A 24679-nucleotide genomic window follows, 5' to 3' on the forward strand; every position below is an offset into this window, starting at 1 on the left:
AAAGGAAGACAACTATGAACAAACAAGAAGTACGCCGTCTGATTAAAGAACGACTAGATGTGATGGAGAACCGTGCGGAAAAGGAACGATTGATTCACGAACATGTTTTGTTGTTACCTGAATGGCAACAAGCGACCTGTGTCGCGATCACGTTAGCTTTTCGAAATGAATGTGATACAAGAATGCTGATTGAACAAGCGTGGCAAGAGGGAAAGACGGTCTTGATACCAAAAGTAGTCGGAGACGAGATGGTCTTTTATGAACATGGACCAGAAGATCAACTGCATGCAAATCAGATGGGGATTGCTGAACCGACCGCTTCAGCACGTCGCGCTTCACTTGCTCAAGCAGAGCTTTGCCTTGTTCCGGGTCGTGCTTATCGACGGGACGGATATCGGTTAGGGTGGGGAGGAGGCTATTACGATCGTGCACTCGTGACATATACAGGTTGCAAAGTATCGATTGCCTTTTCTGAACAACTTCTTTCAGATTTCGAAGTGGAAGCCTTTGATATTCCAGTTGACCTGATCGTTACTGACTTAGAGGTCATCCGATGCTAAGCGCGACCATTTTGTTTTGTCTATTGCTGGCTTGGACCGGACGATCTTTTCGTTTATTGACGACAAGTGGTGCGATCATGACCCTGCTCGTCGGTAGTGGTGTCTCATTCGGATTCGGTTGGCAAGGATTAGTAGTACTCTTACTCTTCTTTGGTAGCTCGAGCTTGTTATCGAAGGTCGGACGATCTAGAAAACAATCGGTCGACTCCATCGTTGAGAAAGACGGCGCGCGTGACGGATGGCAAGTCCTTGCGAATGGAGGGGTAGCGTTCGTTGCTGCCTTAGCGTATGCCATGACGATGGATTTTGCGTATCTCTTGTTATTTCTATTCGTCATCGCAGCATCGAATGCTGATACGTGGGCATCTGAAATCGGACCGCTCTCAAGACGTGATCCGTGGTCTCTCAAAACGTTACGACGGGTACCAGCAGGAACAAGTGGAGCGATGTCGCTGATTGGAACGATCGGTACGATTGCAGGAGCTGCGTTCATCGCTGTAGCAGCGCATTGGATATTTTCTCTTTCTTTAAGACACGTCTTACTCGTAACAAGTATCGGTGTACTCGGGAGCCTACTGGATACACTATTTGGAGCAGTAGGGCAACGCGTTTACCGATGTACGATTTGTGGGGAATACACGGAAAAGCGAGAGCACCATGGTCAACCGACAGCTTACGTTTCAGGCATTCGATTTTTAGGGAATGACGCTGTCAATGTCTTAACGAGTGGTTTGGCAAGCGGAATCGGGTTTATCATCGTTCGATTTTGGTAACTGGAAAGTATATGAGTATGTAATTCCTTATGTTAGGATATCAATGACACAAAATGGACAAATGTGATTAATTTCACATGATACAAAGAATGTGAAAGATGTTACAATTTACTTGTGAGATAGTTAACAAACTCTTAGGACGAATGGAAGGGTGGACATAACGATATGGAATTACATGCGAAAGTGACACGAGTAGCCCTCATTGGAGCTGGTGCAGTCGGTTCAAGCTTTGCCTATCAGATGTCAACAGCTGGACTTTGTGAAGAACTTGTCATCATTGATGTCAACAAAGCCAAAGCAGAGGGCGAGGCAATGGACTTAAACCACGGAACACCATTTAGCTCTTCACCGATGCGAATATGGGCTGGCGACTACGCGGACTGCCGCGAAGCGGAAGTCGTCGTCATCACGGCAGGCGCTCCACAAAAACCAGGTGAGACAAGACTCGATCTCGTTGCAAAGAATGCGTTGATCATGAAAGAAATGATTCGTCAAATCATGGATTCCGATTTTGATGGTATCATCGTCGTGGCTTCTAATCCGGTTGATATCATGGCGCATCTTGCCTGGAAATATTCTGGTCTTCCGAAATCCCGCGTATTTGGATCAGGAACGGTGCTTGATACAGCACGCCTGCGTCAAATGCTCGGAGAATACTTTCACATTGATTCCCGAAATGCCCATGCCTATATTCTTGGCGAACATGGTGATACGGAATTCGCTGCCTGGAGTAACAGCCGTATTTATGGAAAAACGATTGATGAACTACTTGCTGAAGACGATCGTTATTCTCAAGCAGATCTTGATCAAATCTACATCAACGTCCGAGATGCTGCTTATCATATCATCGAGCGCAAAGGGGCAACCTATTATGCGATTGGGCTTGGGCTCGTTCGGATCGTTCGTGCCATCCTCGGAAATGAGAACTGTCTGTTGACGGTCGGTGCGCATGTCGATGGGCAGTACGGAATTTCCGGTATCCATATTGGAGTTCCTGCCATCATCAATCGTCAAGGTGTGCGTGAAATCATTGAAGTCTCATTGACGGATGAAGAGTTGAAGAAATTCCATCATTCTGCTGATGTATTACGTCAGACGCTTGAACCCGTCTTGCAAGGATAAGCGTACGCATCATGATGAAGGTATTACGAAATAAAGTAGCAAAAAACTCAAGTGTCGGACTTGCTTCATATTGTCCACACTTGAGTTTTTTTGATGTAGAGAACGAATACATCAAAAATCACATCTATTCGTCCGGTAGTAAAAAGAAAAAAATCTAGGTTTTATTTTACTAGAAAAGGGTTAAGTAAGAGATAGAAGCATTTTTACGTCATTTTTTTGTACGTCATGATACCCAAAAAGGAGAGAACCGACAGTCATGTATACTTTTCGAAAACTAACTAAAGAGGATGCAGAACAATACTGGAATCTACGCCTTGAGGGATTAAAAAATCATCCAGATGCATTCGGTCATTCGTTTGATGATGAACAGCAAACCCCGCTCCGCGAAGTACAAGAAGGACTTGAGGGAGAACCCGACTCCGATGAGGTTTGGCTTGGTATGTTCGACGGTGATACATTGTTTGGGTTTGGTCAGGTCAAACCATATGAATTGTCACGTGAATCGCATAAAGCGATGATTTCTGGAGTATACGTATCACCTGAATATCGCGGAGGTACTGGTCGCGCTTTAATGGAAGCCTTAATCGAGGAAGCGAAGAAGTTACCGGACGTCGAGCAAGTCATTCTTGCCGTTTTATCAGGAAACGAAGCCGCACAAAATCTTTATGAGTCGCTCGGTTTTGAAGTATATGCCGAAGATCCAGATTCCGTAAAATTAGAAGACGGCACATATCGTGATGATATTTGGATGAAGAAGTATGTCTAAGTTCTTCAGATGGTGTGGAAAGAAGCTGTAGCAAAAAAAGTGCTACAGCTTTTTCGCATGGTATCCGTAGGATATCAGTATCGGCAAAGAATGAATATTTGTTATCATGAGAACAAAGCGGATATCACGTCGTAGTCCGATTGAAAGGGAGCGAATGAACATGAAAGAAGTCATACGTACGATTGAAGAGCTTGTCTCGATTCCGAGTCCAACAGGTTCGACAAAAGAAGCGATTACATATGTAGAAAAGCGATTGATCGCAGAAGGGATCACGTATCGAAAACTTGAAAAAGGAGCGATTTTAGCGACACTACCTGGTGCTTCAACGCGTACGCGGTTACTGACGGCACACGTCGACACACTAGGAGCGATGGTGAAAGAGATTCTACCAACAGGACGACTTCGTTTATCACAACTAGGGGGATATGCTTGGACAGCGATCGAAGGAGAGAACTGTCTCATTCACAAGATGGACGGTCAAACGGTTTCAGGTACGATCGTGTTCCATCATTCGAGTGTTCATACGTCGCGCGAGACGAACAAAACGGAACGATCCGCTGATAATATCGAAGTACGATTAGACATTCGTTCGACGACAGCAGAAGAGACGCGCGTTGCGGGGATTGAAGTAGGAGACATCGTAACGTTTGATCCGCGATTCCTCTATACGGAAACGGGATTCGTGAAGTCGCGCCATCTCGATGATAAAGCATCCGTTGCTTTGTTACTTGAATTGATCAAGGAATGGAAAACAATCGAACTACCACACACGGTCCAGATTCTGATTTCAAATTACGAAGAAGTCGGATTCGGTGGGAATGCTGGATTCACGGACGAGGTCGCAGAATACATCGCGGTCGACATGGGAGCGCTAGGAGACGGTCAGCATTCGGATGAATTCACGGTCTCGATCTGTGCGAAAGATGGTTCAGGTCCATATGACTTGGCTTTACGACACCAGTTAACGCGCTTAGCACAACGAAATAGTATTCCATATAAAGTTGATATCTATCCGTTCTATAGCTCGGATGCCTCAGCAGCAGTAAGTGCGGGTCACGACGTCCGGCACGGATTGTTCGGTCCGGGAATCGAATCGAGTCATTCGTACGAACGTACGCATGAGACGTCGTTACAAGCGACATATGATTTGCTACATGCCTATGTAAAGGAGCCGATGGTCGATGAAGACACTGTATGACGTACAGCAATTACTCAAGACATACGGGACATTCATCTATCTTGGGGACCGGGCGTCCGATATCGCGATGATGATGCTTGAACTCGATGAATTACAAGAAGCAGGCGTTTTGGAACAACGACAGTACGATTCAGCAAAACTAATCTTGCGACATGAATTAAAGCGTTCACAATCCGATAACATTTAAGGTTGTGCAACCCTTTGCGCAAACGAGTTATGTCCGGTAAAATGAGGAAGCAGACATTATATGAGTATAGGGGAGACGAAGCAATGAAATGGTTACTCGGCATTGATATCGGCGGAACGACAGTCAAGATGGCAATTTTGGATTTGCAAGGGATCATCGTAGAAAAGTGGGAAATCGAGACGGTCGTTTTGAATGATGGCGTACAAATTCCTGGAGATATCGCAAAATCCTTCTTTGAGAAGTGTCAAGAGAGCAATAAACGACCAGAAGATTTCGTTGGAGCGGGCATCGGTGCGCCGGGATTCATTGATTTCAATACAGGTGTCGTTGAGAAAGCGGTCAATATCGGTTGGAGTAATTTTGAACTCATCGGTGAATTCGAGCGTTTGACGGGTTTACCGGCTGTTCTTGAAAATGATGCGAACGCAGCGGCAATCGGTGAGATGTGGAAAGGTGCCGGTAGTGGTGCAACCGAACTCCTTGCGGTCACACTCGGTACGGGCGTCGGTGGTGGTTTGATCACGAACGGACAAATCGTGCATGGTACAGTCGGAATGGCTGGAGAAATCGGTCATATCACGATGTTGCCTGAAGGTGGCGTTCTATGTGGATGTGGTCGTAAAGGATGTCTTGAGACGATCGCGTCAGCAACAGGGATTGCCCGTCTTGGTCTTGAGAAGCGTAAAGGGAAGGAAACGTTACTCAACGACATCAAGGCAGTGACGGCGAAAGACGTATTCGAAGCGTATGAGAAAGGGGACCGGATCGCAACGGAAGTCGTAGAAGAAGTGACGTTCCACCTCGGTCTTGCCATCTCCAACTTAGCGAACAGTATCAACCCGGAAATCATCGTCATCGGTGGTGGTGTCTCAAAAGCGGGCGAGACATTGCTTGCACCACTCCGTCAACAGTTCGAACGCTTTGCTTTACCACGGGTTTTCGGATCGACGACGTTCAAGATTGCCGAGCTTGGAAACGATGCCGGAGTCATCGGCTGTGCATGGCTTGCGAAGCAGATGTTTCTCAAAAAATGATAATATTCAATTTCAGTAAAAGGTTCGCTTCGGCGAATCTTTTTTTTGTTTACAAACGTACAGTAATTATGTGATTGTTAAGTATCTTCCGGATTCCAGTTGCATTTTTGTAAAACTAAGCGTAAAATTTTCACGTGATATGGGTATATGTAAATTATGATGTAAGTTGTGTGAACTGAAAGCAGAAAGCACATGTAAATTAGGAGGCAGGTTTTTATGCAGCAAGACGCAAACATCTGGTCGCGAATGCGCCTAAAGATGGGTCAAGGCGTTCGCAGCACCTATAAAGAGCATAAGCTCTTTTGGATTGCGACCTTATTGATTTGGTTAAAAACGTATTTAGCGTATACACTTTTCTTCAACGTTCCCGTAACAAACTCTGCGCAAGCATTCATTCTACTAATTAACCCAATTAGTTCAGCGCTCTTCATGTTCGGGTTCAGCTTCTTCTTCCGGGGAAATGTTCAAAAATGGTTCATCTACGGTACATTGTTCGTCGCGACACTCATTTTATATGCGGACATCATTTTCTTCCGCTTCTTTAATGACTATCTGACGTTGCCGGTATTGTTCCAAACATCGAATGCAGAGACCGTTTCTGCATCGCTCGGGTCACTCTTGAACTGGTCCGATTTATTGATTGTCGGAGACTTGATCATCTTACCGTTCTTCCTACGGAAAATGGACATGTCAAAAAATGTTGCGTCACGTGGACGCGCGATTCTCGCATTCGTTGCAGCAGTTGTCGTTTTCCTTGGAAACTTGACGCTCGCTGAGACAGAACGTCCAGAATTGCTCACACGTGCCTTCGACCGAGAATTGCTCGTTAAAAACATCGGAACATTTAACTTCCATATGTATGATGCACTCATTCAGTCGAAGACATCTGCGCAAAAAGCACTCGCAGACAGTTCTGAACTGTCGGAAGTTCAAAGCTTCATTGATTCAAAACATGCCGAACCGAACCCAGCTATGTTCGGAAAGTACAAAGGAAAGAACGTCATCGTCGTTTCCTTTGAGTCGGCACAATCCTTTGCAGTTGGATTAAAAGCACCAAACGGACAAGAGATTACACCGAACCTGAATAAGTTGATCAAGGAATCGCATTCATGGGATAACTTCTATCACAACACAGGACAAGGGAAAACGGCAGATGCTGAGTTCATTCTCGAAAACTCGATCTATCCACTTGGACGCGGTGCAGCATTCTTTACGAACGGAGAAAACGAATTCCGGGCAACTCCTGAAATGTTGAAAGAAGACGGCTATTATTCAGCTGTTTTCCATGCAAACAACAAATCGTTCTGGAACCGAGACATCGTCTACAATAGCTTTGGCGTCGATCGTTTCTTCTCAGAGACGGATTATGACCTAGGTGATCCAGCAGATTTGACGGAGTGGGGCTTGCTCGATGATAAATTCTTTGAACAGTCATTGCCGATGTTGAAAGATTTACCACGTCCGTTCTATTCGAAGTTCATCACATTGACGAACCACTATCCATTTGAGATGCCAAAACCAGAAGATGAACTCGTACCACCGCTTGAGACAAGTTCTACGACGTTGAACCATTATGTTCAGGCACTAGCGTATCAAGATATGGCACTCGGTAAATTCATCGAGGGTCTGAAAAAAGATGGTACGTGGGATGACACGATCTTCATGGTCTATGGCGACCACTATGGTATCTCGACGAACCACAATGCTGCGATGGCAGAACTCATGAACAAAGATGAGTTGACACCGTATGATGTCGCGCAATTGCAACGTGTACCATTCGTGATCCATTTACCGGGTCAAACGAAAGGTGTGAAACATGAAGACGTCGCGAGCCAAATCGACATTAAACCGACATTGCTACATCTGTTAGGACAAGACTTCAAGAATGAAGTATTGTTCGGTACCGATCTCTTCTCGAAGCAGCACAAGGATTATGCGCTGTTCCGCGATGGTTCCGTCATAACAGACAAAACGGTCTATACGCAGGAAACATGTTATGATCGTCAGACAGGTGAAGAAGTAAAAGATGGAGAGTTAGCGGAGATGTGTAAACAATCTACGAAACAATCCGAGAAGGAGTTAGGACTTTCGGATAAAGTCATCTATGGTGACTTGCTCCGTTTCCTTCAAACTTCAAAATAAGATGAGGAAAACGAATCTACTTTCGAGTGGATTCGTTTTTTTTTTTGTAGAAAGGCAAATAAAAAGAGAGATGCGTGAGGCATCTCTCTTCAGATTTTAGACAAAAGGGCTGACACCAAAAAATGACGCATCTTTTCACGCCCTTTCCTCAGACGAGACACAAGCCAGTTTTCCTGCTTCATTTAAGCAGGAAAGCGGGTCTTGTTCGTCTCTGACAGCGCATAAATGCGCTTTTCCCTGTAGGAGTGGCGTGTGACGCGTCATTCTTTTTATTACGAGATAAGGGAGGCAGATCATCAATCTGCCTCCCTTATCTTTGTAGATACTGACTTTTGAGTCAGCCTCTTTTTAGCGTATCTTGATTACGATGGAATACCGCCGTAAATCAATGTCGCAATCCCGAACCAGCCGAATAAGACGACAGTCAGACCTGCGAATACGAGTGGAAACATTTGGCGTTTCTTAAGTGAACGAACGACGGCCCAAACGCCGACGAGTGCGACGAAGAAGAAAAGCCAACCGATTGGTTGATCCAAATGCATGACGTACTCCCCCTTAAACAATCACGTTATGAATTTCACGAAGATTTCACTTAAATCTCACTTTTTAGTTTATCCGACTCGCGGGATAAAGTCGAGAGGGCGTTGCAGGAACTTTCGACAATTTCGTGTATAGTAGGAGAAGAGTCTATTGTAAAGGGGTTTTATAGAATGGAAATCGTAATGATCACTTCCGGTATGGCATCTGAGAATGGTTATTTGTTATTTAAAGATAAGGAATGTCTCCTCATTGATCCGGGTACAGAAGATATGCGGTTTTTCGATGAGATTGAAAGTCGGGGAGCAACATTAAAAGCGATTTTGTTGACGCATGCGCATTTTGACCACATTGGTGGTGTGGATATGTTACGACGCTTCACGGAAGCCCCTGTCTACGTGCATCCGGAAGAAGCAGGATGGCTCGGTAATCCAGAATGGAATGGTTCAGCAAAATTTGGAATGCCACCGATGCGGATGAAACCAGCGGATCATTTGTTGCAACCAGGACGATTGACGATCGGTAGCTTTTCGATGCATGTACTTGAGACGCCAGGACACTCACCAGGAAGTGTGACGTTCTACTTTAAAGGAGAACGGATCGCGTTCGGTGGAGATCTCCTGTTCCAGCAAGGCGTCGGACGAACGGATCTACACGGTGGGGATCAAGACGTATTGATGCGTTCACTGGATCGACTCATCGCGGAACTACCGGCAGATACGACGGTTTATCCAGGGCATGGTCCGAGTACGACGATTCGTCAAGAAATGAAATCGAATCCATTCCTCTGACTAAAAAAACTCGCCATCCAAAAGGATGACGAGTTTTTTTCATTACATCTGGAAGTTCGACCAGTACGTAAAGACGATGAAAAATACAGTTAAGTAAGCTCCAAAGATATAGACATACGTTTTTTCAGTTAAGCGCAAGTAACCGAGCGCTGCAAAAAAGACAGTTTGTGCTAAGAAGACGAAGCCCATGACTAAAAATGAATCCGTATGCTCACTTGAGCTTGCATCGCCACCCAATGCGCCGATAAATGCCATGACTGCGATGATACCAGTCCAGAAACCGAGTACGCGGTACATTCTCCCCATTCCTATAACCCCCTAAATCCGACAGATAGTCAATATACGTACTTATTTTACCAAGCAAACAATCATCCGTCCATCCTGTTCTAGTGATTGTTAAGGAATAACTGTGAACAAAAGATGAAGTTTCAAAAAAAGTTGTACAATAGTTGTACAAAAGGTGTACAAAGTCAAATTGACGTGCTATAGTAACTGTAATGAAACCCCACACTTTGAGAGGAGGAGCAAAAATGACGAATGAGTTAGTCTTTTTCACATACCCAAGCTGTACATCATGTCGTAAAACGAAATCATGGTTAAAAGAGGAACATGTTGATGTAGAGGAACGTCATCTGTTCAGAAATGCTCCAACAGTTGATGAACTCATGGAACTGTTGAAATTATCGACGGATGGGATTGAAAGTTTGCTCGCAACACGCAGTCAAGCCTTCAAGGATCTCGGCATTGATATTGAAGACATGAAACTCAGTGAGTTATTACGCCTCATGAGTGACAATCCGAAATTATTACGCCGCCCAATCATCACTGATGGAAAACAACTTGTTATCGGATACGATAAACCAGGTCTTGAGACATTGGCGAAGCGTAAACATCGGACAATCGCACACGTATCGTAAAGAAGCCGGTTTGGTCGGCTTCTTTTTTTTGTGTATTGTTTGCGGTAGGGAGGTGAAGAGAAATGAAGGAATGGACGACACAACTCATGGAACGATTCGAATCACTTGGTGCAACAGATGTTCATTTCGTACCGAATGAAGCTTGCGTCCGAATCGTTTGTCGAACGGGTGACGGTTTGTGTGAACAAGAAGAGGTGGAATTGACGCGTTATCGAACGCTTGTCAGTCATGTTCGCTATGAGGCGAACTTAAAGGAACAAAATGAGCGGATTCCGCAAAGTGGTTTGTATCCGCACGGGAAAAAGGGAATGCGTGTCTCGTTGTTGCCGAGTCGACAAGGGGATGCGATGTCGTGGCGATTTTATCGTTCGACGGTCTCTCAAGAAACGGCTTTACGAACGTTACACGATCAATTGGACTTTGCTTGGTTAGCTGAACAACGACACGGGTGTATCGTCATTTCTGGATCGACAGGTGCAGGAAAGACGACGATGTTATATTCCTTGATGAGTGCGATGGAAGAAAAGCGAATCATCTCGATTGAAGATCCGGTGGAGTGTACGGTACCAAACGTCTTGCAACTGGAACTAAATGAAAAAGCAGGCTTCACTGCTACGCGATGTTTTGAGGAAATATTGCGAGCGGATCCGGATTGGATTGCTTTTGGTGAGGTGCGGACGAGAGAGGCAGCACGTTTGACGATGAATGCCGCACTTAGTGGTCACGTCGTGTTATTTACATTACACGCTGGAAGTATTGATGAGGCGCGATTGCGATTGCGCAGTTTAGGGATCGAAGAGTCAGAACTAGCTGTCTGTCAACGTATCATTCATCTCGAGCGAAAAGGAGAGGATGTCCGCTGTACCGTCAGAAACTTACAAGCCGCGATCAAAGTCGGTTCTTAAAACGATATCACCGTTTGTTATCAAAAGGCATTTCCGCGAAAGAGACGTTACTCATTTTAAAACGATTCGAGCGTCAGCCGTTCGCGGAAGTAGTCGGAGAAATGGAACAACGTCTTGAGAAAGGAGACTCCTTTGCAGCATCGCTTGAACCGCTTGCGTTAACGAATACCTTAAAACGACTTCTTTTCGTTGGAGAAAGGACAGAGCGACCATTGCTCGTTCTTCGCCAAATCGTGAAACTGCTCGACCTCGAAACAGAAATGCGATCGAAGTTTTGGAAGATGATTCGGTATCCGCTTGTTCTAGCGACCAGTCTATTCCTTCTGTTCTTCTTTTACGCCCTCTACGTATTTCCGTCTCTCCTCGAGATGTCGGACCCGAAGACTCTCCCCTCATTTCTGCATCTCCTTCTTCACCCCTCTGCGAAATATCTGCTCGCAAGTATTCCCGTTATTTTGTTGACCTCCGGGTACCTCTTTTTTCGCTTCTTTCCGTTAAACCGTGTTTTACGACTGAAACCGCTACAGCGTTTGATTCGCCTCTACTACAGCTATTTATTCACGATCGAAGTAGGATCATTCATCGATGCTGGCTTCTCACTCGAAGAGACCTTTCGCCATCTAGAGCAAGGACAAGCGAATAAAAAAGGGCATCTCTATGCTCGTCTACATGCTAAACAACAGGCAGGGGAACCACTTGCAGAAGCGCTTGGCGAAGATGAGATCGTCGAAGCCGAGACGATTGGAATCGTCCATTTGGCACGGGAAAGTGGCGATCTTGGACCGTTGTTGCTTGAACAAGCGACACTCTTACATGAGTCGATGGAAGAGGAACTAGAGAAAAAGTTGTTATGGATCGAGCCGATTTTGTACGGTGGATTGACGATCATGACGGGAACGTTGTTTCTCATCTTGTATTATCCGATACAGCTAGCGATACAGCAGCTTCCATTCTAAACAGAGGAGACGATACGATGAAACAATTCTTAAAGCGACAGGATGGATTCACCTTACTTGAGATGGCAGCCGTCTTATTGATCATTTCGTTATTACTGCTCGTTTTGATTCCAACGATGACAAGTGGAAAGGACCAGGCGAAAGGTGTCAGTTGTGAGGCGAACATTCGAGTCATTCGGTCAGAAGTAAACCTTTACTATGCCAAAGAGAAGAAGTACCCAGAATCGCTTCAGACGATCAATCGCGGAACAGCTGATAAACCGAATGCCCTCGTCTGTGATCAGGAGACGTATACGTATGATCCGAAGACTGGCGAACTTACGAAGTGAACGTGGATTTACCTTATTTGAGATGACGGCGGTGCTGACAATCATTGCTTGTTTACTTGTTTTTTTATTACCGGCACTGTTTGAGAAACGACCGGACTGGATTCCGCTTGAACAAGAGGTTCGTCTGATGGAACAAGATATTCAGACACTTCGACTGATGCAGTACTCAAAGCAAGATCAATCATTGATGCAGTTTCGATTTCGAGGAGACGGTACAGGATACCTTGTCCTTGCGGATGACCGGTTGTTATGGCAACGGACATTCCAAAATGGTCATACGTGTACCGTTCCACCCTCGAATCGCATCATCTATTTTAAAAGCTATCACTCGATTTATGCAGCGACTTGGTCTTGCCGTTCGGCAACAGCCGAATATGAAATCAAATTCTTACTTGGGAACTATCAAATGGCAATCCGTAAAGTGAGGTGAGAAGTATGCAGAACGAACGCCAAGCGGGCTTCTCTTTGCTTGAAGTGATGCTCTCGATCGTTGCAATCGGTATCTTTATGATGTTAGCGATTGATCCTTATCTCGATTTACGGACGAAACAAATGAAATGGGAACAAGAGACGGAACAGCTTGAGCAGATGGCTACGGATCAAGTTGAAAACCGAACAGCGTCCTATGTCCTGAAACAAGGAGCGTGGTGCAATGAAACGATGTGTCTTGCGAGCGGAATCCGGAATGACCCTTCTCGAACTCTCATTCGTCCTATGGCTGAGCCCACTTCTTCTGCTGGCAATCTTGACATTGACCCCACTCGTTCGTCCGCCGGAAGTCAACCGAATGAATGAAGAATTGTTCTTTCATACCGTGGAACGACTGATGTGGCGTAGTACGATGTGTGAGCGCGTCGGAGACGAGATTCGTGGAATGGACGTCAATCCGGGAGAGACGGCTGAAAAGTGGCGTCTCGTCCGTGTGCAAGATCAACTACGTCTCAAGAAAGAACAGGGAGGTGAACTGACATACGCCCGCGACGTCAAACACTATACCGTGACAGGGGATGCCGAGATTCTCTCGATTCAGTTGAACGACAGCAGACGTTCCTTCCGATGCGTCAGGAAGGATTCATCTTGATTCAAACGTTACTGTTACTTCTAGGAATGGGAGTCGTGCTCTTGATTTCTTGTCAGCAAATTGACGAAGAGATGCGGCATCATCAGTTAGAGCAAGAAGCCCTTCAACTCGAGTCTCTCATCCGAGCGGCGAAAGCAGATTGTACGAAGGACGAGACCCTCCACTACCCAATCGGACAAGTCAGCTGTACAGCGACCGATAAAGGCTTTAAAATGGAAGCGAGATTAGAGAATGGTCAAAGAATCGAGGCGGTCGTCACACATGAGTAAGGTTTATTTGATTGGGTTTATGGGAAGTGGTAAAACAGCCGTCGGACATCGATTGGGTTCACAGTACGAGGTCGACGAATTGGATGAACGGTTCGAACAGGAACATGGACAAACGATTACCGCTTTTTTCGCTGAGCATGGCGAAGCAGGGTTTCGTACACATGAAAGCGAATTGTTGAAGAGTAGTAAAGCCGAAGTGATTGTCACAGGTGGCGGGATCATCGAACGAGAAGAGAACCGACTGTACATGCAGGAGTCCGGAACAGTCGTCTGGATCGATACACCCTTTGATTTGATTTGGGAACGTATCGCCGCTGATCCGAATCGTCCACTCGTGACAGAACGGGAACAAGTGAGACGATTGTTTGAACGTCGCTATTCCTTATATGCTGGAGTAGCTACTGTCCGACTCGAAGGAACGGCATCAATCGAAGAATTAACGCGTGCGATTGAAACTGTATTGGAGGAGAAGTCATGATTTGGATTACGTTAGGTATTATTTTATTGGCTATCATAGGACTCGTGTTGTTCGGATTCAGTCTTTACAAAAAGAAGCTGTCTCAGGATATTCGGCAGTTAAAACAACTGATGGAGCGCTTTACGATTCGTCAGCAAACCTTGCAGACGAACATTGATCATACGACGCAGCGAATCGATCAAATCAAAGGGAATATCAATCGAATCACTGAAGAAGGAAATCGTGTGAAGCAAGGAGCGAGCCAATTGGTGACGGAAGGTCGTCGACTCCAGGAGGAAATCAAACGAACTGCCGGAATCAAACAATTTTGAAATGGCTTTCATGGGAAGAATATGAAACAATAGGAGAGAAGGGACAGGGTCCTTTCTCTCTTTTTCGTATGTTCCTTTTTCCGAATAATACTAGATAATTATGATTTTAATTGGTAAGATGGATTTGAAAATGGAACATTAAAGAGAAGAGAGAGTAAAAACGTTCGTGAATAGGGGGATTTGTATGAGTCAAACGACATTGAAAAGAACACCGTTATTCGAAACGGTTTCGCAAACCGGTAAGATGGTGGATTTTGCGGGATTTGAAATGCCAGTTTTGTTTTCCTCGATTAAAGAAGAACACGTTGCAGTAAGGGAGAATGTCGGCATGTTCGATGTCTCGCATATGGGAGAACTGTTCGTCAGCGGACCGGATGCTCTGACGTTTTTACAAGCTACATTATCGAACGATATTTCGAAGATTGCGGTGGGGCAAGCGCAATATAACGTCTTATGCCAAGAAGACGGTGGGACAGTGGATGATTTACTCGTCTATCGTTTGGCAGAAACGGACTATCTTCTCGTCGTCAATGCTTCGAACATTGAAAAAGACGAACAACATTTACGTCACTATCTAACAGGGGACGTCACGCTTGAGAATCAATCGGAACAATATGGTCAAATTGCGGTCCAAGGACCACGTGCGGAAGCCATCCTTTCCGGCATGACACCACTTGCTTTATCAGAGATCGGATTTTTCAAGTTCCAACGGGGGACGGTTGCAGGAGTGGAAATGATCGTCTCACGCAGTGGGTACACAGGGGAAGATGGATTCGAACTCTACATGGCAGCTGGTGACGCACCTGCTGTCTGGCAAGCATTGCTTGAGCAAGGTGTCGTACCATGCGGTCTCGGGGCACGTGACACATTACGGTTTGAGGCATGTCTGCCACTTTACGGACATGAATTATCAGCAACGATTTCACCAATCGAAGCGGGAATGGGCTTTGCGGTCAAACCACAAGTCAAACCGTTCGTCGGTTCAGAGGTCTTGTTGCAACAGAAAGAACAAGGAGCACCGCGTCGCTTGATCGGTCTTGAATTACTCGATAAAGGGATTGCGCGTCAAGATGCACCGGTTTGGCATGACGGGGAAGTCGTTGGTGTGGTGACGACAGGTACGTTGCCGCCGACAGTCGGAAAAGCGATTGCTTGGGCACTCGTTCCTGCAGAAGTAGCGGAACAAGAGCAATTTGAAGTGGAAGTACGCGGAAAACGTTTAGCAGCGAAACGAACAGCGACACCGTTTTATCGTCGCACGAAATAAGGGGGATATTTCTATGGATTTTCGTTATTTACCAATGACAGCAGAAGATGAGCAGGCGATGTTACAGACGATCGGTGCAGCATCGATCGAAGATTTACTCGCTGATATCCCGGCATCCGTCCGTGATAACGGTACATTGGAAGAAGTCGGTGTGCCACTTCCGGAAACGGACTTGATTCGGACGCTATCGAAGCTTGCCGACCAAAACATGAATACGAAACAATATCCATCGTTCCTTGGCGCAGGCATCTATGATCACTATGCACCTGCTGTCGTCAACCATATGTTACTGCGCTCAGAGTTTTACACTGCCTATACACCATATCAGCCAGAGATTTCGCAAGGTGAGCTACAAGCGATTTTTGAATTCCAATCGATGATTTGTGAATTGACAGGGATGGATGTCGCGAATTCTTCGATGTATGACGGGATCACGGCGTTAGCGGAAGCGGCCATGCTTGCGTGTGCCCATACGAAGAAAAAGACGATCGTTCTTTCAGACGGCGTTCACCCGGAAGCACACGATGTCGTTCGGACGTATGCGAACGGTCCAGGACTAAACGTCGAGACATTATCGCTTGAGCAAGGTGTCACACGGATCGATCAACTCGATGCCATCGAAGACGTCGCCTGTGTCATCGTGCAGTATCCGAACTTCTACGGTCGTGTCGAAGAACTACAAGCATTGGCCGATGCGACACATGCACGTGGTGCGCTCTTCATCGTCTCTGCGAATCCACTGGCACTCGGTATCTTAGAAGCGCCAGGTAAACTTGGCGCTGACATTACGATCGGAGATTGCCAACCGTTCGGAATTCCACAAAGCTTTGGTGGACCGACATGTGGTTATTTCACGACGACAAAAGCGTTGATGCGTAAGATTCCGGGACGTCTCGTTGGACAGACCGTCGATGAGAATGGGAAACGCGGTTTCGTTCTGACGTTACAAGCACGTGAACAACACATTCGCCGTGACAAGGCGACATCTAACATCTGTTCGAACCAAGCGTTAAATGCACTCGCTGCTTCGATCGCGATGAGTGCACTCGGAAAACGGGGTATCCGGGAACTCGCGACACGTAACTTGCAAACGGCACATGCATTAAAACAAAAGCTGAAACAGGCTGGCTTTACGATCGTTGACGATGGACCGAGCTTCAATGAATTCGTCGTTACGCTACCAATCGACGCGACACGTGCGAGTCAACAATTGCTCGATCACGGAATCATCGGCGGTTTACCGTTAGGATCGTATGACGCAGCGCGTCAAAATGAAATGCTTGTTTGTGCAACGGAATTACGGACGAATGAAGAGTTGGATCAATTCGTGACAGCGTTAGGGGGACTCACACATGAATGAGCAAACATTGATCTTTGAAATTTCTAAACCGGGTCGTATCGCCTATAGCTTACCGTTACCGACTGTCGATGAGGTGGCAGTAGAAGAATTGTTACCGACCTCGATGTTACGGAAGGAAGACGTGGCGCTACCGGAAGTATCTGAACTGGATCTCGTCCGTCACTACACGGCACTCTCGAACCGTAACCATGGTGTGGATTCTGGATTCTATCCACTCGGGTCATGTACAATGAAATACAATCCGAAAATCAATGAAGATATGGCACGCCTCCCTGGATTTGCACACATTCACCCGCTTCAACCAGTCGAAAGTGTCCAAGGGGCACTCGGTTTGATGTATGATCTGCAAGAAAAACTCGCAGTCATCACAGGAATGGATGAAGTGACGCTTCAGCCGGCGGCGGGAGCACACGGTGAATGGACAGGCTTGATGTTGATTAAGGCCTACCATCATGCACGTGGTGACTTTAAACGGACGAAAGTCCTCGTACCGGACTCGGCACACGGAACGAACCCCGCATCGGCATCTGTCGCTGGATTTGATACCGTGACGGTCTTATCGGATGAACGTGGTCTCGTTGATTTAGCGGACTTAAAGAAAAAAGTCGGTGACGATACAGCGGCACTCATGTTGACGAATCCAAACACGCTCGGTTTATTTGAGTCGGATATCGTCGAAATCGCCAAAGCGGTTCATGAGGCAGGCGGAAAACTGTACTATGATGGTGCGAACTCGAATGCGATCATGGGCATCGCTCGACCAGGGGACATGGGCTTTGATGTCGTTCACTTGAACTTGCATAAGACGTTCACAGGACCGCACGGTGGCGGCGGACCAGGATCGGGTCCAGTAGGGGTCAAACAAGATTTGATTCCGTATTTACCGAAACCAATCGTCCGCAAAGAGGAAGAGCGTTATGTCCTCGACTACGATCGTCCGGAAGCAATCGGTCGTGTCAAACCATTCTACGGTAACTTCGGCATCAATGTTCGTGCCTATAGCTATATTCGGACGATGGGTGGAGCAGGTCTTGCTCGCGTCTCGAAAGAAGCGGTCTTGAATGCGAACTATATGTTGGCTCGTCTCAAAGGTGCGTATGACGCGCCATACGACGTCTATTGCAAGCACGAATTCGTCTTGTCGGGTAAACGTCAAAAAGCACTAGGTGTCCGGACGCTTGACATCGCTAAACGGCTGCTTGACTTTGGATACCATCCACCAACGATCTACTTCCCGTTGAACGTCGAGGAGTGTATCATGATCGAACCGACGGAAACAGAGTCGAAAGAAACACTCGATGCCTTCTGTGATGCGATGCTCCAGATTGCAAAAGAGGTCGAAGAGACACCGGATGTCGTCTTGAACGCACCACACACGACGGTCGTCAAACGGATGGACGAGACACTTGCTGCTCGAAAACCAGTCTTACGCTACGAACCAAAACAAGAAGTACACGCATAAGCTGTTTCATAAAAAAGAGGACCTCTCCGACGAAGGAGAGATCCTCTTTTTGCGATGAACGAAGCATTAGCTCCGTTTGATTTTTCCTGACCACTGCTTGAATCCGCCTTTTAACTGATACAGATTCGTATAGCCTGCTTTTTTCAAGACTTTTGCAGCCTGTGAAGAACGCATGCTACCTTGACAATACAAGTAAATCGGCATGTCTTTTCGTAATTCCTTCGAGCGCATCTTCATTTGGCTGACCGGGATGTTACGGGCACCTACGATGTGTCCACCTTTGAATTCCTGTGTTTCGCGAACATCGACGATTTGTGCTTTACGGTAGTTCGCACGGAATTCTTCTTGCGACAATTTCGTGATGCCTTTGACCGGCATGAAACGCCAAGCGATGTAGGCGATCAGCGCGACCCATAATACGATCGTAATGATAGTTCCAGTTTCCATATTCGACTTCCAACCCCTTCGTTCGTTTAACCTCTGTTTCATTATAGTCAACGAAATCGATTTCGGCAATCGACTCGTGATTGCGCGACCGAGAATGGGTTTGATACACTAAGACGGAAACGTTTTGGGGGTGCTCAAGTGAACAGAGAGTGGCAAGTGTTGACGACGCCGGCGATGGAGCCGGCAATGAACATGGCAATCGATGAAGCATTGATTCAGTTCGTCGGGCGGGGGGAGATCGCACCGACGCTTCGTTTTTACTCATGGGAACCACGTGGATTAAGTGTTGGTCATTTTCAACGGGCAACCCGTGATATCGATCGAGAGCGGATTGCAGAGCTCGGGATTCCGATCGTGCGTCGGATGACAGGAGGGCGCGCTGTCTTGCATGCAGACGAGTTGACATACAGTGTCGTCATCCCGGAAGATACAGAAGGTTTACCACGCACGGTCATCGAAAGTTATCGGATGTTGACGGAAGGGATTCGCAAAGGATACCATCACCTCGGCATTCCGGTCGAATTTTCCGTTCCGTTGACGGAAGAGGAAAAAGAAGAATTACGGAAGCCGAAATCAGCCGTCTGTTTTGATGCAGCATCGTATTATGAACTCGCTGTAGGAAAACGGAAAGTCGCAGGAAGTGCACAAGTCCGCCATCAAGGCGTTGTCTTACAGCACGGTTCGGTCCCACTCTCTGTCGATGAAGGTGAATTGTTTGATTGTTTCTTGTATGATGATGAGTCGACGCGCGAGCGGATGAAAGCGCGTTTTTCAGGAAAAGCTGTCGCTTTGAATGAGCTAGCAGGTCGCGCTGTCGCATTTGACGAGGTACGAGAAGCGTTCACGAAAGGCTTCGAAGAGGCGCTTGATTTGTCGTTCGTTCCGTTGACGTTCACGAGTGAGCAGTGGCAGGAGATTGAGCGTCTTGCCGAGAAATACCGTAGTGATGAGTGGAACTGGAAACGCTAATGAATGAAATGGGAAGGTGATGTCGTGCCAACTCCGAGTATGGAAGATTATTTGGAACAAATTTATAAACTGATTGAAGATAAGGGATATGCCCGCGTATCGGATATAGCGGAGTCGTTAGGAGTTCACCCGTCATCGGTAACGAAGATGGTTCAAAAACTCGACCGGGAGACGTACCTTGTTTACGAAAAGTATCGGGGTCTCATGCTGACACCTAAAGGACGCAAAATCGGAAAGCGTCTCGTGGAACGACACGCCTTACTTGAAGATTTTCTTCGTCTCGTTGGTGTGGATGAAGAACTGATTTATAAGGATGTCGAAGGAATCGAGCATCATATTAGTATCGAAGCGTTGGATAAGATTAACGGAATGATTCAGTTCTTTGCGGAACGTCCTGGTTTGAAAGAGGAACTGCATCGCTATCAACAAGCCCATCCAGAGGATTGAGGCTTGTTTTTTTATAGTTCCTTGCTAAAAAAGTTCTCAAACACGAACGATCCATTACATTTTTATGATAAAGTGCGCATTTTAAGTTAGATATGCTATACTGAGCCTGAAAATGGACGAAGGGGGTGGCGGGTGTTCGCACCTTGTCATGGAAATCACGATTAAAGAAAAATTAGTGTCGGAGTCACAACTGAAAGAAAAGGTTCGTGAATTAGCACAACAGATCGAAGTGGATGCGGCTGGGCGTCAAATCGTTCTCGTCGTCGTGTTGAAAGGGTCGATGGTCTTTGCTGCGGATTTGATGCGCGAAATCAAAGGAAGCGTTCAAATTGATACAGTCGCGTGCTCTTCTTACGGAACAAAGACCGTCTCTTCCGGGCGTGTTCAGTTGAAGAAAGATCTCGATCTTGATGTTCAAGGGAAATATGTCGTCGTCATCGAAGATATCATCGACACAGGGCGGACGCTCCATTTCTTATGTGATCACATGAAATTGCATCAACCCGGAGTTCTCAAAGTATGTACATTGCTTGATAAACCGGCACGTCGTGAAGTAAAACTCGACGCAGACTATGTCGGTTTCGAGATTCCGGATTACTTCGTTGTTGGGTACGGAATCGATTGTGCGGAGGAATATCGCAATCTACCGTATATCGGTTGGGTCGAAACGGATTGAACACGAAAAAAGGAGGTTCGTCGCATGACGAATCTCCTTTTTAATGTACTTCTGAAATTAAAAAGCACGTTTTTTCTTTTTGCCTTTTTTTCCTTCGATAACTGTCAGATGAGGCGCTTTTGAACGATCGCGCAACGGTCTGACTTTATTCGATGCCGGCGCTTTTGAGGACTTGACCGGTTTTTTCTTAAAGTCTGTCCGGCGAACAGAATTCGAAGAGCCATGCATTTTTTTTGATTGAGCGACGGATTTTCGGTACTGAGCATTTGCGCCCGTTCCGACGCTTCGATTACGAGTCAGGAACTTAAAGAGCAAGAAGATGATCCCGGCGGTAATCCCGAAGAACAGCAATTGTGAAAACAGACTACTTGGATTATTGACGAGTTTATATCCGAAGCCGACAAAAGCGAACAGTAACACGACGAGTGCAAATGTAGAACCAATGCGTTGTCTGATCATAATATCACCCCTGTTATCGATTAACCCAGTGCATTCTCATGTAGGTTATGTTCCTGTTTTTCCAATGCTTCAAACGCATAAATCGCAACCTCGATCTGTGCATCGTCCGGTTCTTTCGTCGTCAAGTATTGTAACCATAGGCCAGGCAAGGCGATGACGCGAAGTCCTTTGATGTGCTGCGCTTTATTCGTCAGCTGTAACACTTCAAATGAAAGACCGATGACGACCGGTAATAAGGCGATCCGGCAGACGAGACGCAACCAAAGCGGATCCGTTGGCACGATCAGATAGACGAAAAATCCGACGATGACGGTGAAGATCAAGAAACTCGAGCCGCAACGGTAATGAAGACGACTGCTGACGCGAACGTTTTCGACCGTGAGTGGGCGTCCTGATTCGACGCAGTTGATGACCTTATGCTCTGCACCGTGATATTGAAAGAGTCGTTTGACGAGCGGAGTCAATGAAATCACGTAGAGGTAACTGAACAAAAGCGTTAATTTGATTGTTGCTTCGATGACATTTTGAATGACATGTCCCGATAAAGCAGGGATCACATCGAATAATGATGCAAGGAAAGCAGGTAGTAACGTAAAGAGTAATTTACCGAAAAAGAATGATAGGATCCCGACTACAGCTACGCCGAGCCATTTCGTCAAGGGGCTGGCAGTCGTTTCTTCCGGCTCTTCTTCACCAGGTTTGACACCGTATCGGTCACTTGCGAAGTTCATATGACTGGCGCCATTCGCTGAGGACTCCATTAAAGCAAACAAGCCACGCAGAAGTGGGATTTTTTTACCTTTAGCGATTCGTGGTCGAACCGGCTTTTGTTGGGCGAACGTCTCGATCGATTCATCATTTCGACGAATCGCTGAGACCGCATGGGTCGCATTTTGGAACATGACGCCTTCGACGATGGCTTGACCACCGACCGGCGGATTAGTCGTTTTCATAATAGAACGCATCCCGTCTTCATTAAAATTAGGTGTATCGTCAGTGTACTTGATTTACGACAAAAAAACTATGTTCGACTCGTCAAAACGAGGTAATCTTTAGGAGTCGGAAATCGGGTTATGATACAATGAAAAGGAATTTGAGGAGGTGTTTTTTTGCGTGTCTTGATATTAAACGGACCAAACTTGAATTTACTCGGAACACGCGAACCGGATACATATGGAACGGCGACATTAGCCGACTTAGAACACGATCTTCGCACATATTTTCCGAACATTCAGTTTCGGTTTGAACAATCGAACCATGAAGGACGACTGATTGATGTTCTTCACGAGGAACGGGGAGCGGACGGCATCGTCTTCAATGCGGCTGCCTACACGCATACGAGTATCGCGTTACGTGACGCGATTGCTGCAATCGAAGCGCCCGTCATCGAGGTCCATCTATCGAATGTCCATGCACGTGAATCCTTCCGGCATCATTCGATGATCGCACCCGTCTGCCAAGGTGTCATCGCTGGACTTGGCATGACGGGATATCGTCTGGCAACGGAGGCACTCCAAGCTTTACAACAATCGGAACAAGGGGGAAATCAATCATGAAACAACGGATCGAGGCGTTACAAGCAGCTTTAAAGGAACGGGACCTTCCAGGATTACTCGTCACGAAGGCAGAGAATATTCGTTACATTTCCGGCTTCACTGGCTCAAGTGGTGCATGTCTCGTAACAGAAGAGCAAGCGTACTTCGTGACGGATTTCCGTTACACGGAGCAAGCGGCAGACCAAGTTAAAGGAATGGAGATCGTCCAAATCGAACGGTCGATTCCAGAGACGATGGGCGAATTGATGGCAGGAGCGCGTGTTCGCGCGGTTGGTGTCGAAAAGGATGCGATGACACTTGGTGCTTTTGAAGCATACGATCAAGCTTCGGCAATCGAGCTTGTTCCGACGACAGGAATCATTGAAAACCTACGCTTGATTAAGGATTCGTCAGAGATTAAGATGATTAAGGAAGCGGTGGAGCTCGCAGACGCGACCTTCCAACACATCTTGACGTACATTCAACCAGGACGAACGGAACTTGAAGTATCAAATGAACTAGAATTCTTCATGCGTAAGCATGGAGCGACGTCTTCTTCTTTCGATACGATCGTGGCATCGGGCTATCGTTCTGCCTTGCCGCACGGTGTTGCCAGCTCGAAGGTCATTGCGACAGGTGAACTCGTCACGCTTGATTTCGGAGCGCTCTTGAACGGTTATGTTTCAGATATCACACGGACTGTCGCAGTCGGTCCGATCAATGCCGAGTTGCAGAAAATCTACGATACGGTCTTACAAGCGCAACTAGCGGGTGTCGACGGCTTAAAACCAGGCATCACTGGGATCGAAGCGGACGCGTTGACACGTGATATCATCAAAGAAGCAGGTTACGGTGAGTACTTCGGTCACTCGACGGGACACGGTATTGGTCTAGAAGTACATGAAGGACCTGGCTTGTCGTTCCGCTCTGAGACGAAACTTGAACCAGGCATGATCGTTACGGTCGAACCAGGTATCTACGTGCCGCAAGTTGGCGGATGCCGGATTGAAGATGACGTCTTGATCACGGAAACAGGTCGAGAAATTCTTTCGTCTTCACCAAAAGAACTGATCACTCTCTAATTCAGAGTGACGGGACATTTTAGGAGGAACCATTCATGGTATCAGTAAACGATTTAAAAACAGGATTAACGATTAAGACTTCAGACGGTATGATTTGGCAAGTACTTGAATTCCAACATGTTAAACCAGGTAAAGGGGCAGCTTTCGTTCGGACGAAAATGCGTAACATCCGTAACGGAAACATCCAAGAGATGACATTCCGTGGTGGTGAGCGTGTCGAGCGTGCACACATCGAGCGTAACAAGATGCAATACCTTTACCCAATGGGCGAGACTTACGTCTTCATGGACACAGAATCGTATGAGCAATTGGAATTGACGACGGCACAAGTCGAAGCAGCTCTTCCATACTTGCTTGAAAACATGGAAGTTCAAATCGCGGTTTACAACGGCGAAATCCTCGGTCTTGAATTGCCGAACACAGTCGTCATGACGATCGTTGAAGCAGAGCCTGGCGTTAAGGGTGATACAGCTTCGAACGTCAAGAAAAATGCGACAGTGGAGACAGGTCATATCATTCAAGTACCACTCTTCATCGAAGCAGGCGAAAAAGTAACGGTTGATACACGTACAGGTGATTTCACAGGTCGTTACAACGGATAATATTGAAACGACAAGAC

General features: G+C 46.5%; 33 protein-coding genes. 28 read left to right on the top strand and 5 right to left on the bottom strand.

The annotated features are described in order from the left end of the window. Nucleotides 1-14: 14 nt before the first annotated feature. The 8 genes from KNQ03_RS09320 (at nucleotide 15) to KNQ03_RS09355 (ending at nucleotide 7782) form a co-directional block, all read left to right on the top strand. Nucleotides 15-560 (top strand): 5-formyltetrahydrofolate cyclo-ligase, encoded by a 546-nt coding sequence (locus KNQ03_RS09320; RefSeq protein WP_214724457.1) that lies wholly within the window; start codon nucleotides 15-17, stop codon nucleotides 558-560. Then, the gene (locus KNQ03_RS09325) at nucleotides 554-1333 is read left to right on the top strand and encodes a DUF92 domain-containing protein (RefSeq protein WP_214724459.1); all 780 of its coding nucleotides are present in this window, start codon (nucleotides 554-556) and stop codon (nucleotides 1331-1333) included. The genes KNQ03_RS09320 and KNQ03_RS09325 overlap by 7 nt, the downstream gene beginning before the upstream one ends. Before the next feature lie 165 nt (nucleotides 1334-1498). Then, nucleotides 1499-2455: an L-lactate dehydrogenase gene (locus tag KNQ03_RS09330; protein WP_214724461.1), complete on the top strand. Its 957-nt coding sequence runs from the start codon at nucleotides 1499-1501 to the stop codon at nucleotides 2453-2455. Between the two features lie 256 nt (nucleotides 2456-2711). Next, nucleotides 2712-3221 (top strand): GNAT family N-acetyltransferase, encoded by a 510-nt coding sequence (locus tag KNQ03_RS09335; RefSeq protein WP_023467548.1) that lies wholly within the window; start codon nucleotides 2712-2714, stop codon nucleotides 3219-3221. Nucleotides 3222-3381: 160 nt separating this feature from the next. Next, entirely contained in the window at nucleotides 3382-4419 is a 1038-nt protein-coding gene (locus KNQ03_RS09340; RefSeq protein WP_082874221.1) for a M42 family metallopeptidase, read from the top strand. Continuing rightward, entirely contained in the window at nucleotides 4403-4606 is a 204-nt protein-coding gene (locus KNQ03_RS09345) for a YqgQ family protein (protein WP_023467550.1), read from the top strand. Before KNQ03_RS09340 ends, KNQ03_RS09345 begins: the two co-directional genes overlap by 17 nt. 83 nt (nucleotides 4607-4689) lie before the next feature. Beyond that, the gene (locus tag KNQ03_RS09350) at nucleotides 4690-5640 is read left to right on the top strand and encodes an ROK family glucokinase (protein WP_149426965.1); all 951 of its coding nucleotides are present in this window, start codon (nucleotides 4690-4692) and stop codon (nucleotides 5638-5640) included. Between the two features lie 216 nt (nucleotides 5641-5856). Next, nucleotides 5857-7782: an LTA synthase family protein gene (locus KNQ03_RS09355; RefSeq protein ID WP_023467552.1), complete on the top strand. Its 1926-nt coding sequence runs from the start codon at nucleotides 5857-5859 to the stop codon at nucleotides 7780-7782. A 362-nt stretch (nucleotides 7783-8144) separates the two neighbouring features. Here KNQ03_RS09355 and KNQ03_RS09360 read toward each other — a convergent pair whose 3' ends face one another. Then, nucleotides 8145-8324: a DUF2759 domain-containing protein gene (locus KNQ03_RS09360; RefSeq protein ID WP_023467553.1), complete on the bottom strand. Its 180-nt coding sequence runs from the start codon at nucleotides 8322-8324 to the stop codon at nucleotides 8145-8147. Nucleotides 8325-8492: 168 nt separating this feature from the next. On the opposite strand from KNQ03_RS09360, the gene KNQ03_RS09365 reads away from it, so the two are divergent. Then, nucleotides 8493-9110, top strand: a complete 618-nt coding sequence (locus tag KNQ03_RS09365; RefSeq protein WP_214724463.1) for an MBL fold metallo-hydrolase — start codon at nucleotides 8493-8495, stop codon at nucleotides 9108-9110. Between the two features lie 42 nt (nucleotides 9111-9152). On the opposite strand, the gene KNQ03_RS09370 is transcribed toward KNQ03_RS09365, so the two are convergent. After that, the gene (locus KNQ03_RS09370) at nucleotides 9153-9416 is read right to left on the bottom strand and encodes a DUF2626 family protein (protein ID WP_023467555.1); all 264 of its coding nucleotides are present in this window, start codon (nucleotides 9414-9416) and stop codon (nucleotides 9153-9155) included. A 224-nt stretch (nucleotides 9417-9640) separates the two neighbouring features. Here KNQ03_RS09370 and KNQ03_RS09375 point away from each other — a divergent pair, with 224 nt between their 5' ends. The 13 genes from KNQ03_RS09375 (at nucleotide 9641) to gcvPB (ending at nucleotide 18445) form a co-directional block, all read left to right on the top strand. Next, nucleotides 9641-10027: a Spx/MgsR family RNA polymerase-binding regulatory protein gene (locus KNQ03_RS09375; protein WP_023467556.1), complete on the top strand. Its 387-nt coding sequence runs from the start codon at nucleotides 9641-9643 to the stop codon at nucleotides 10025-10027. 62 nt (nucleotides 10028-10089) lie between these two features. Continuing rightward, nucleotides 10090-10932: an ATPase, T2SS/T4P/T4SS family gene (locus KNQ03_RS09380; protein WP_149426967.1), complete on the top strand. Its 843-nt coding sequence runs from the start codon at nucleotides 10090-10092 to the stop codon at nucleotides 10930-10932. A gap of 14 nt (nucleotides 10933-10946) precedes the next feature. Further along, nucleotides 10947-11888 (top strand): type II secretion system F family protein, encoded by a 942-nt coding sequence (locus KNQ03_RS09385; protein WP_244290104.1) that lies wholly within the window; start codon nucleotides 10947-10949, stop codon nucleotides 11886-11888. 17 nt (nucleotides 11889-11905) lie between these two features. Then, on the top strand, nucleotides 11906-12217 hold the full coding sequence (locus tag KNQ03_RS09390; RefSeq protein ID WP_023467559.1) for a competence type IV pilus major pilin ComGC: 312 nt from the start codon (nucleotides 11906-11908) through the stop codon (nucleotides 12215-12217). Next, a complete protein-coding gene (locus tag KNQ03_RS09395) occupies nucleotides 12186-12647 on the top strand; it encodes a type II secretion system protein (protein ID WP_149426968.1) in 462 nt (153 codons plus the stop codon). Before KNQ03_RS09390 ends, KNQ03_RS09395 begins: the two co-directional genes overlap by 32 nt. 5 nt (nucleotides 12648-12652) lie before the next feature. Further along, a complete protein-coding gene (locus tag KNQ03_RS09400; RefSeq protein ID WP_064300292.1) occupies nucleotides 12653-13012 on the top strand; it encodes a type II secretion system protein in 360 nt (119 codons plus the stop codon). Then, complete coding sequence (locus KNQ03_RS09405; protein ID WP_058704323.1) at nucleotides 13005-13298, top strand: hypothetical protein; 294 nt, start codon at nucleotides 13005-13007, stop codon at nucleotides 13296-13298. The genes KNQ03_RS09400 and KNQ03_RS09405 overlap by 8 nt, the downstream gene beginning before the upstream one ends. After that, nucleotides 13295-13567 carry a hypothetical protein gene (locus tag KNQ03_RS09410; RefSeq protein ID WP_231884698.1) on the top strand — a complete coding sequence of 91 codons (273 nt, stop codon included), beginning with the start codon at nucleotides 13295-13297 and terminating at the stop codon, nucleotides 13565-13567. Before KNQ03_RS09405 ends, KNQ03_RS09410 begins: the two co-directional genes overlap by 4 nt. Continuing rightward, nucleotides 13560-14045, top strand: coding sequence for a shikimate kinase (locus KNQ03_RS09415; RefSeq protein WP_214724465.1), 486 nt, complete (start codon nucleotides 13560-13562; stop codon nucleotides 14043-14045). The genes KNQ03_RS09410 and KNQ03_RS09415 overlap by 8 nt, the downstream gene beginning before the upstream one ends. Beyond that, nucleotides 14042-14356, top strand: a complete 315-nt coding sequence (locus tag KNQ03_RS09420; protein ID WP_023467565.1) for a hypothetical protein — start codon at nucleotides 14042-14044, stop codon at nucleotides 14354-14356. Before KNQ03_RS09415 ends, KNQ03_RS09420 begins: the two co-directional genes overlap by 4 nt. Nucleotides 14357-14540: 184 nt before the next feature. Then, entirely contained in the window at nucleotides 14541-15623 is a 1083-nt protein-coding gene (gene gcvT / locus KNQ03_RS09425) for a glycine cleavage system aminomethyltransferase GcvT (RefSeq protein ID WP_214724467.1), read from the top strand. A 13-nt stretch (nucleotides 15624-15636) separates the two neighbouring features. Next, nucleotides 15637-16983, top strand: coding sequence for an aminomethyl-transferring glycine dehydrogenase subunit GcvPA (gene gcvPA / locus KNQ03_RS09430; RefSeq protein WP_023467567.1), 1347 nt, complete (start codon nucleotides 15637-15639; stop codon nucleotides 16981-16983). Further along, nucleotides 16976-18445: an aminomethyl-transferring glycine dehydrogenase subunit GcvPB gene (gene gcvPB, locus KNQ03_RS09435; RefSeq protein WP_029341085.1), complete on the top strand. Its 1470-nt coding sequence runs from the start codon at nucleotides 16976-16978 to the stop codon at nucleotides 18443-18445. The genes gcvPA and gcvPB overlap by 8 nt, the downstream gene beginning before the upstream one ends. 66 nt (nucleotides 18446-18511) lie before the next feature. Here the strand turns inward: gcvPB and KNQ03_RS09440 are convergent, their stop codons facing one another. Next, the gene (locus tag KNQ03_RS09440) at nucleotides 18512-18892 is read right to left on the bottom strand and encodes a rhodanese-like domain-containing protein (protein ID WP_023467569.1); all 381 of its coding nucleotides are present in this window, start codon (nucleotides 18890-18892) and stop codon (nucleotides 18512-18514) included. 138 nt (nucleotides 18893-19030) lie between these two features. Here KNQ03_RS09440 and KNQ03_RS09445 point away from each other — a divergent pair, with 138 nt between their 5' ends. From KNQ03_RS09445 to hpt, 3 genes are all read left to right on the top strand, one after another. After that, nucleotides 19031-19861: a lipoate--protein ligase family protein gene (locus KNQ03_RS09445; RefSeq protein WP_023467570.1), complete on the top strand. Its 831-nt coding sequence runs from the start codon at nucleotides 19031-19033 to the stop codon at nucleotides 19859-19861. 24 nt (nucleotides 19862-19885) lie between these two features. Beyond that, on the top strand, nucleotides 19886-20308 hold the full coding sequence (gene mntR / locus KNQ03_RS09450) for a transcriptional regulator MntR (RefSeq protein WP_035398709.1): 423 nt from the start codon (nucleotides 19886-19888) through the stop codon (nucleotides 20306-20308). A 148-nt stretch (nucleotides 20309-20456) separates the two neighbouring features. Next, the gene (gene hpt / locus KNQ03_RS09455; RefSeq protein WP_064300287.1) at nucleotides 20457-20984 is read left to right on the top strand and encodes a hypoxanthine phosphoribosyltransferase; all 528 of its coding nucleotides are present in this window, start codon (nucleotides 20457-20459) and stop codon (nucleotides 20982-20984) included. Between the two features lie 57 nt (nucleotides 20985-21041). On the opposite strand, the gene KNQ03_RS09460 is transcribed toward hpt, so the two are convergent. Next, the gene (locus KNQ03_RS09460) at nucleotides 21042-21443 is read right to left on the bottom strand and encodes an SA1362 family protein (protein ID WP_023467573.1); all 402 of its coding nucleotides are present in this window, start codon (nucleotides 21441-21443) and stop codon (nucleotides 21042-21044) included. A gap of 20 nt (nucleotides 21444-21463) precedes the next feature. Beyond that, nucleotides 21464-22396: a DUF1385 domain-containing protein gene (locus KNQ03_RS09465; protein ID WP_133207977.1), complete on the bottom strand. Its 933-nt coding sequence runs from the start codon at nucleotides 22394-22396 to the stop codon at nucleotides 21464-21466. Between the two features lie 156 nt (nucleotides 22397-22552). Between KNQ03_RS09465 and aroQ the strand changes: the two genes are divergently transcribed. Genes aroQ through efp form a run of 3 tightly spaced genes read left to right on the top strand, consistent with a single transcriptional unit; the run spans nucleotide 22553 to nucleotide 24662 of the window. Further along, nucleotides 22553-22999 (top strand): type II 3-dehydroquinate dehydratase, encoded by a 447-nt coding sequence (aroQ, locus tag KNQ03_RS09470; protein ID WP_023467575.1) that lies wholly within the window; start codon nucleotides 22553-22555, stop codon nucleotides 22997-22999. Beyond that, complete coding sequence (locus KNQ03_RS09475) at nucleotides 22996-24060, top strand: M24 family metallopeptidase (RefSeq protein WP_023467576.1); 1065 nt, start codon at nucleotides 22996-22998, stop codon at nucleotides 24058-24060. Before aroQ ends, KNQ03_RS09475 begins: the two co-directional genes overlap by 4 nt. 35 nt (nucleotides 24061-24095) lie before the next feature. Then, complete coding sequence (efp, locus tag KNQ03_RS09480; RefSeq protein WP_023467577.1) at nucleotides 24096-24662, top strand: elongation factor P; 567 nt, start codon at nucleotides 24096-24098, stop codon at nucleotides 24660-24662. Nucleotides 24663-24679 lie beyond the last annotated feature (17 nt).

It is taken from the genome of Exiguobacterium sp. s143, from assembly GCF_018618895.1.
In the GTDB taxonomy this organism is placed as follows: domain Bacteria; phylum Bacillota; class Bacilli; order Exiguobacteriales; family Exiguobacteriaceae; genus Exiguobacterium_A; species Exiguobacterium_A abrahamii.